This window comes from Limnoraphis robusta BA-68 BA1 (genome assembly GCF_034932365.1).
Classification (GTDB): domain Bacteria; phylum Cyanobacteriota; class Cyanobacteriia; order Cyanobacteriales; family Microcoleaceae; genus Capilliphycus; species Capilliphycus robustus.
This window is the reverse complement of sequence record NZ_JAYGHR010000091.1, coordinates 45,199-52,543: the sequence shown is the minus strand read 5'-3', so window position 1 is coordinate 52,543 and position 7,345 is coordinate 45,199. Positions and strand designations below refer to the sequence as shown.

The 7,345-nt window shown below is 43.0% G+C and carries 4 protein-coding genes; 2 read left to right on the top strand and 2 right to left on the bottom strand.

Annotation, left to right across the window (positions count from 1 at the left end):
• Nucleotides 1-341: 341 nt before the first annotated feature.
• Both VB836_RS26600 and purL read left to right on the top strand, forming a co-directional pair.
• A complete protein-coding gene (locus VB836_RS26600; protein WP_323224070.1) occupies nt 342-1,571 on the top strand; it encodes a caspase family protein in 1,230 nt (409 codons plus the stop codon).
• 89 nt (nt 1,572-1,660) lie between these two features.
• The gene (gene purL / locus VB836_RS26595; protein WP_323224068.1) at nt 1,661-4,042 is read left to right on the top strand and encodes a phosphoribosylformylglycinamidine synthase subunit PurL; all 2,382 of its coding nucleotides are present in this window, start codon (nt 1,661-1,663) and stop codon (nt 4,040-4,042) included.
• A 158-nt stretch (nt 4,043-4,200) separates the two neighbouring features.
• Here purL and VB836_RS26590 read toward each other — a convergent pair whose 3' ends face one another.
• Nucleotides 4,201-6,522 (bottom strand): VIT domain-containing protein, encoded by a 2,322-nt coding sequence (locus VB836_RS26590; RefSeq protein ID WP_323224066.1) that lies wholly within the window; start codon nt 6,520-6,522, stop codon nt 4,201-4,203.
• A gap of 121 nt (nt 6,523-6,643) precedes the next feature.
• Nucleotides 6,644-6,958 (bottom strand): after-VIT domain-containing protein, encoded by a 315-nt coding sequence (locus VB836_RS26585; RefSeq protein ID WP_323224065.1) that lies wholly within the window; start codon nt 6,956-6,958, stop codon nt 6,644-6,646.
• Nucleotides 6,959-7,345 lie beyond the last annotated feature (387 nt).

The following is a 7,345-nucleotide window of genomic DNA, read 5'->3' as shown; positions in this document are numbered from 1 at the left end:
GGGAAGGAGGAGTAATTAATAGTTTTAGACATTTAATAATAAAAAAAAATACTCCCCTCTCCTCGTAGGAGAGGGGTTGGGGGAGAGGTTCTAAGCAAATGTTTATCGACTTTGAAACAGCCCTGCCTTTTTAAGGGGGGATCAAGGGGGGATTTAAGGAGGGATCAAGGGGGGATTAAGGGAGGTGTCGCAGGCGGAGGGATGAAAGAGATTCAACTTCACAGAAAATTAGTGTTGGTGAATCGTTGTTTTTAAGCCGTTAAATTTGAGGAGTTGATGCGGATATTGTGCTAAACTAATTTATAGAGAATTAACCCGATATTTAAACACAAGATTTAACAATGTCTTTTACTTCTCGTCGGCGTTTTATTGAATTTGCGGGTTCAACCCTTGCTACCCTCGGACTCAATTCTTTGGATTTGCTCCCCCAATTCGACCGTTACGGTAAAGTATTAGCCCAAAGTACCCCTCGGAAATTGGCTTTGTTAGTGGGGATAAACCAATATAAAAAATATCCGTTAAACGGCTGCGTTAATGATGTGATTATGCAGCAAATGTTACTCATTCACCGTTTCGGGTTTAATCCCCAAGATATTTTAATTTTAACCGATAAACAAGCCACCCGTCAAGGAATTTTAGAAGCTTTTGAAGAACATTTAATTAAACAAGCAAAACCAGGTGATGTAGTCGTTTTTCACTATTCTGGACACGGTTCTCGCGTTTTAGATCCTCATCCGATTCCTCTGAGAAGTCCAATCGTTGATGGTACGGGTTTAAATGGAACTTTTGTTCCGGTTGATAGTGTACTTCCTGCGGGTTATCCAAATGTTGGCGGTGCGGTTGATGATATTATGGGACACACTTTATTTTTGTTGATGTCTGCAATACAAACCGAAAACTTTACCGCAATTTTGGATAGCTGTTTTTCGGGATTAAAAACGAGAGGAGATTTTCAAGTTCGTTCGCGAGATGGGGGAGAAAAAATTGAGATTTCACCCCAAGAAAAAGCCTATCAAGAACAGTGGCTTTCTCGTCTAAATCTGTCGCCAGAGGAGTTTGTACAAGGATATCAAACCAGTGTTGCTAAGGGTGTAGTTCTCGCTTCCGCCCAACCGAGTCAAACGGCTAAGGATGTAAAAATTCTTGATTTTCATGTGGGAATTTTTAGCTATTTATTAACTCAATATCTCTGGCAAAATGCGGGAACGCCGAAAGATATTATTGCCTATACTAATCAAAAAATTCCGCGCAGGTTGACTCAGAATCCCCTTGTTGATGTTAAAATTAATAGCGGATACGAAAATAAACCTATCTATTTTATCGAAAATACGAGTCCGGTAGCTAATGCGGTGATTACGGAAATTCAAGGAAATCAAGCTAAAATTTGGTTAGGCGGATTAACAACCGAACAAAAAGCCCAGTTAAAACCGGGAACCCTGTTAAATGTTGTGAATTATCAACCCAATTCATCGGGAAAAGCTATCTTTCAATCTCGTCAGGGTTTAGTAGGAACAGTCACATTTGAGGGAAATTTTGGGACAGGAACTTTATTATCACTGTCTGAAGTTTGAGTTTCACCCTTATCGTTAATTTATTGAATCTTCTACACTCATCCCCAAATCCGGGTAAAATAATTTTGCTGTGATGCGATCGCCCTGAAATGTCTACCTCCGCCCCCTACCCCTTTACCCCCGAAGAAATCGCCAACGAAGGCATTAAACCCGGCGAATACGAAGAAATCGTTCAACGTCTCGGACGCCACCCCAACAAGGCGGAACTGGGTATGTTTGGCGTGATGTGGAGTGAACACTGCTGCTACAAAAACTCCCGTCCCCTGTTAAAACAATTCCCCACCACAGGCGATCGCATCTTAGTCGGCCCCGGAGAAAATGCGGGTGTGGTAGACTTCGGAGACGGCCTACAATTGGCGTTTAAAATTGAGTCCCATAACCACCCCTCAGCCGTTGAACCCTTCCAAGGCGCTGCAACCGGAGTCGGCGGAATTTTGCGAGATATTTTTACAATGGGGGCGCGTCCCATCGCTGTGTTAAACTCGTTGCGGTTTGGTTCCCTCGATGACGCCCGTACCCGAACCCAGTTTAGTGGCGTGGTTTCAGGAATTGCCCATTATGGCAACTGTTTCGGCGTCCCTACCGTTGGCGGTGAAGTCTATTTTGACCCCGCCTACGCCGGAAATCCCCTTGTAAACGCGATGGCTATCGGTTTGATGGAAACGTCGGAAATTGTCAAATCGGGGGCTTCTGGCTTCGGGAATCCCGTGCTATATGTTGGTTCAACAACCGGACGGGATGGCATGGGCGGCGCCAGTTTTGCCAGTGCGGAACTCAGCGAGGAGTCGATAGAAGACCGTCCGGCGGTACAGGTGGGCGACCCGTTTTTAGAGAAATCCTTGGTTGAGGCTTGTTTGGAGGCGTTTAAAACGGGGGCGGTTGTTGCAGCCCAAGATATGGGGGCGGCGGGGATTACCTGTTCGACTTCGGAAATGGCAGCAAAAGGCGGTGTGGGAATTGAATTAGATTTAGATAAAATTCCGGTTCGGGAAACGGGAATGGTGCCTTATGAATATTTGTTATCGGAATCTCAGGAACGAATGTTATTTGTCGGGGAAAAAGGACGGGAACAGGAATTAATTGATATTTTTCATCGTTGGGGACTGCAAGCGGTTGTGGCGGGAACTGTTATCGAAGAACCGATTGTGAGAATATTATTTAAAGGGGAAATTGCCGCAGAAATTCCGGCGACGGCTTTAGCTGATAATACCCCAATTTATCACCGGGAACTGTTAGCCCAAGCGCCTGAATATGCGCGGAAAGCTTGGGAATGGACGGAGGATTTATTACCCCCTTGTACGGTTTCGGGGATTCATATTAATAATACTTTTAAAACCTGGAATGAAATTTTATTCACGTTGTTAGATACGCCGAGTATTGCTTCTAAACGTTGGGTGTATGGACAATATGACCATCAAGTTCAAAATAATACTGTTATTTTACCAGGCGGTGGAGATGCGGCAATTGTCCGTTTACGTCCAGTGAATTATTTTGAAAATCAAACAAAAATAGACTATAAACGAGGTGTTGCAGCTACGGTTGATTGTAATTCTCGTTATGTTTATTTGAATCCCTATGAAGGGGCGAAAGCGGTGGTTGCAGAAGCGGCGAGAAACCTCAGTTGTGTTGGGGCTGAACCTGTTGCAGTAACAGATAATTTGAACTTTGGTAGTCCTGAACATCCTGTGGGATATTGGCAATTAGCTGAGGCTTGTCGGGGTATTGCAGAGGCTTGTAAAGAGTTTTCAACGCCTGTAACGGGGGGGAATGTTTCGCTATATAATGAAACGTTAGATGCTGAGGGAAAACCCCAAGCGATTTATCCGACTCCTGTGATTGGAATGGTAGGATTAGTGAATGATATTTCTCAAACTTGTGGGTTGGCTTGGCAAAGTGAAGGGGATATTATTTATCTGTTAGGATTGGGTCAATTTCAAGCAGAAGAAAGCGAAAATGATCCTAGATTGGGTTTGGGTGCTTCGGAATATTTGGCTCAAATTCATGGTATTATTGCGGGAAAACCCCCCGAAGTGGATTATGATTTAGAACGCAAAGTACAAGCAGTTTGTCGGGAGGGAATTCGTCAAGGTTGGGTGAATTCTGCCCATGATTCTGCTGAGGGAGGGTTAGCGGTTGCGTTAGCGGAATGTTGTATTAATAGTGAGAAAGGCGCGACAATTGATTTAGGAATAGATTCGCTTTTACAACGACGTTGGGATAGGATTTTATTTGCTGAAGGTGGGGCGAGAATTTTGGTTTCCGTGAGTCCTCAAAATCAAACTAACTGGGAAAGTTATCTGCAACAACAGTTAGGCGAAACAGGAGAATTTTGGCACAATTTGGGGAAAGTTGAAGGAAGTTCTGCACCGTTAAAAATATTAGCGGGAAATGAGTTAACGTTGGTTGAAATGGGAGTTGTTGAAATGAAAGACTGTTATTTCAATGCCATTAAACGACGGATGCACTCCTAAAAAAATTGTAGGTTGGGTTGTTTGAAGTTGGGTTTCGTAACCTCAACCCAACCTACTGATAAACAAATTGTAGGTTGGGTAGAACGCAGTGAAACCGAACAGATAGTAGGTTGGGTTATTTTAAGTTGGGTTTCGTATCCTCAACCCAACCTACATTTTTAGGAATTAAGCTGCAATTTGATAACGATGTGTTCGCTGGCTGAACTCGGAACTTTCCAGGTTTGTAGGTGTTGACGAATTAGCTTAATTACTGCTTTGTCCAATGTAGAAGCTTTTTCATCAATTACAATCCGCTTAACACGTCCGTCTTTAACTCGCAGTTCAAACACCAATTCACCCGTAAACTCGGCGATAATTTTGAGCGTTTGTAAGTGTTGGGTTAATGTTTGAGTTTCCGCCTCATCTAATCCTGTCGTTTTGATGACTTTTATGGAAGAATAGCGAACTGAGTCTTCTATTCCTCTTTCTCTTTCTTGAGTCATAAAATCGGAGGAATCCGAATCGTTACTTCTTCTGTGGTTGCGTCGAAACATAGACTGGGCGAAACTAGCCTTTGCTCCGAGTTCCAGGGAAGATCTTTGAGGCGGTGAATAACCTGGAGAAACAATACCCTGAATACTAGCACTTTTTAGGTTAGCCGCCCCAAGCATACCCCGATAACTAACACCTTCGGGCATTTCTAGGGGAACTTCAACAGAAATATTCTGTTGGTTTTGCTCAACTCGAACGTCATCGCTAACCGCTACAAATGCAGTATATTGAGACAACAATTGATAGGTCAAAGCGGTGTCTGTAACGGCTTCTACATTCGATTTTGTCTCGTAACTCAACATCTGATTCATCAGGTGTTTAATGCGTTGTCGTCCCCACAATTGGGCGATGGCTACATTTCCCGCATTTGAGAAATCAATTGAAAAGGTTTCTTCGTAGGGGTTTCCGTTGGCAATTTTTCCCGTAACTTTTAAATTACCCGCAGCAGAATCAACTTTTCGCCCGAACAATACTAAAGGCTGTTCGGCAAATAAATCGGGGGTAATTTCGGGGTAAATTTCTGGGGTTTCTCCGCTACCTTCCCAGTGAATATTGATGTCAGTTAGAACGGGGTTGTTAATTTGTCGAAAAAACTTTTCGGCGACTTCTTGAGTCGGTTCATCCTGACGAACAACACGCGAAATTCCCCGACCAATTTCGGCTATGCGGTTAATTAAAAACCGATTTACAGAACTTCCCACGCCAAAACTGTATAGGCGATTTCCGGGTTTTAAGTTGTCTTTAACTTCCGATAAAATGGCATTTTCATCGCCAATATATCCATCGGTTAACAACACAATACTCCGCAACCGTCCGTCGGTAACTTCGGGGAATTTTAAGACTTCTAGAATCCCATTCAAGAGTTCCGTTCCGCCATAGGCTTGTAATTGATTAACGTAGTTGATGGCGAGGCTGCGGTTTTCGGGACTGTTGGCTAACGGCGTTTCTGAAAGTTTGCAGGTTGTATTGGCAAAATCCATAATGTTAAAGGTGTCATTTGGATTTAACCCGTTAATAAATCGCCGCATTAACTCCTGAGATTTGAACAGAGGATCGCCCTGTTGTGAACCGGATGTATCCATCAAAAACAGAACGTCTTTGGCGACAATTTCATCGGTTTTGTACTCAATTGCGGGAATGAAATAAAGGGCAAAATGTCCGCCTCGTTCGTCGCTTTGGGTTAATACCGTTGCTTGGGTATTGTTTCCAGAAACTTGATAGCGGAGAATTAAATCTTTGTTGGGGATTGTGTCTTTTTTGTCAAGTTTAACGGTAACAATTTCTCCGCTTTCTGTGATGTTAATTTGATGGGAAGTCGAACGAACTTGGGAAATCGGTAAACCCGCATTAATTTCAACGGTTACGCCGATATCTTGACCGGAACGTGTTCCCTCGGGGACGATAGGCGGGGTGATTTTAGAGGCGTCGGGAACTTGGTCTGTATCCCCGCTTTGATCAATTTTTTCACCGGGAATATAACGGGGACCGACAACCATTGGAAAAACGAATTCATAATCCCCTTTTTCAAATTTTAGGCTGTCGGTATAGCGAATAATTACTTCAATTTCTTCGCCCGGTTTGATATTGGCTAAAGATTGGGTAAAGATATTATCTCGCTGCTGTTCAAGTAGGCCTGCGGTACGTCCTTGGCGTTTTGCGGTTTGATAAATTTGTTGGGCTTCTTCTCGCTTTTTGATATCGCCTTTGATGGTGCGATCGCCAATTTTGATCTCCATTTGATCGACTGCGGCTTCATCCGGTAACGGAAAGGTATAAACCGCCTCCATCGGTTGTGTTAGAGGGTTTTCAAAACTTTGTTTAATTTCAACCCGAGATAAATTTCCGGAAATTTGGGCAAAAACTTCGGTGTGTTTGAGGGGAAATATTAAAGAAACGTTATCTGGAGATTGGGCGATAATTCCGCCGATCGGGGGTGAGGATGCTGTCACAGGAGTAGCCCTCCAAATTTTAATGATTTACAGCGTTTTCTTAGACTTCAGATTCAAATTTCGATTTTTCGGAAGCAAATGACCCTGGTTAAGTGAAGTTTTGTTAAGTTTCTCAGAAGGCTTAGGAATTGATGTGGATTCTGAGAACTAAGATTTCACTGTCGCAATCGGGAACGATCCAATCTTTTAAGGCATTTTGAATCATTTTTATGATCGTTTTTTTGTTAAGAGTTGAAGCTTTTTCATCCCATAAAACACGCCGGATTCTATCTTTTTTAACTTGTAATTCAAACACTAATTCGCCCATGAATTCGGCAGGAACTTCGAGAGTTTTTAAATGGTTTTTCAAAGAATCAATGCCTTCTGTGTCTAATCCGGTAACATCAATCACCTGTAGCGGACTAACGGCTTCGGATGCGAGAGAATATTTCAGCATCCAATCCCTTGTCCTTGACCAATCTGCAAAGCAGACATCAGTGGGACTCATAAAAGATACGGACATAATTGAAGACCTCATCTTCTTCAAGGGTGTTGATGGTACTCACAAGGGGATCTGACTGACCTAGCTGGGGATCATCAGAGCGCCCCTATTTCCAATATTCACAACCTATTCTGAGATATCAAGCTGAAATCGTTATTTTTGGTAAACAAACCCGGCTAAAATGGTTAATTTTTATTACGTTTGCCTCTGAGATTCTAGCATTGATCACCGATAACTGAGGGGTTGGCGTTGTCCCGACGGTCAAAGAAGTTTGTAATCTGTCAACTTGATCTAGCACAATGACTTAATAGGGCATCAACAGGCGTTGGCGGAAGGACACTT